At 53.5% G+C, this 1,344-nt stretch carries 1 rRNA gene; it reads right to left on the minus strand.

The features are described 5' to 3' along the window. Positions 1-1,344: ribosomal RNA gene (locus OKC41_RS20965) — 23S ribosomal RNA — on the minus strand; the annotation flags it as partial.

Here is a 1,344-nt window from a genome sequence, read left to right on the forward strand (position 1 = left end):
GTGCGTTCGTCTCGTGTCTCAGTGTTGTGTCTCCGGATTTGCCTAGAAACACCACCTACGCACTTTCACCAGGACAACCGTCGCCTGGCCCACCTAGCCTTCTCCGTCCCCCCATCGCAATTACAAGTCGTGCAGGAATATTAACCTGCTTCCCATCGATTACGCCTTTCGGCCTCACCTTAGGGGTCGACTCACCCTGCCCCGATTAACGTTGGACAGGAACCCTTGGTCTTCCGGCGAGGAGGCTTTTCACCCCCTTTATCGTTACTTACGTCAGCATTCGCACTTCTGATATCTCCAGCATGCCTCTCGACACACCTTCGCAGACTTACAGAACGCTCCCCTACCACTCACGCTTAGCGTGAATCCGCGGCTTCGGTGCCTGGTTTGAGCCCCGTTACATCTTCCGCGCAGGCCGACTCGACTAGTGAGCTATTACGCTTTCTTTAAATGATGGCTGCTTCTAAGCCAACATCCTAGCTGTCTGAGCCTTCCCACATCGTTTCCCACTTAACCAGAACTTTGGGACCTTAGCCGGCGGTCTGGGTTGTTTCCCTCTTCACGACGGACGTTAGCACCCGCCGTGTGTCTCCCGGATAGTACTTACTGGTATTCGGAGTTTGCATGGGGTTGGTAAGTCGGGATGACCCCCTAGCCCAAACAGTGCTCTACCCCCAGTAGTATTCGTCCGAGGCGCTACCTAAATAGCTTTCGGGGAGAACCAGCTATCTCCGAGTTTGATTGGCCTTTCACCCCCAGCCACAGGTCATCCCCTAACTTTGCAACGTTAGTGGGTTCGGTCCTCCAGTTGATGTTACTCAACCTTCAACCTGCCCATGGCTAGATCACCCGGTTTCGGGTCTACACCTTGCAACTAGACGCCCAGTTAAGACTCGGTTTCCCTACGGCTCCCCTATACGGTTAACCTCGCTACAAAATGTAAGTCGCTGACCCATTATACAAAAGGTACGCAGTCACCCCGAAGGGCTCCCACTGCTTGTACGTACACGGTTTCAGGTTCTATTTCACTCCCCTCACAGGGGTTCTTTTCGCCTTTCCCTCACGGTACTGGTTCACTATCGGTCAGTCAGGAGTATTTAGCCTTGGAGGATGGTCCCCCCATATTCAGACAGGATGTCACGTGTCCCGCCCTACTCGATTTCACATCAAGGTTGTTTTCGTGTACGGGGCTATCACCCTGTATCGCCGGCCTTTCCAGGACCGTTCCACTAACTTCCAAGATGCTTAAGGGCTAATCCCCGTTCGCTCGCCGCTACTGAGGGAATCTCGGTTGATTTCTTTTCCTCGGGGTACTTAGATGTTTCAGTTCTCCCGGTTCGCCTC

It is taken from the genome of Aeromonas sp. QDB17 (assembly GCF_027705305.1).
Classification (GTDB): domain Bacteria; phylum Pseudomonadota; class Gammaproteobacteria; order Enterobacterales; family Aeromonadaceae; genus Aeromonas; species Aeromonas caviae.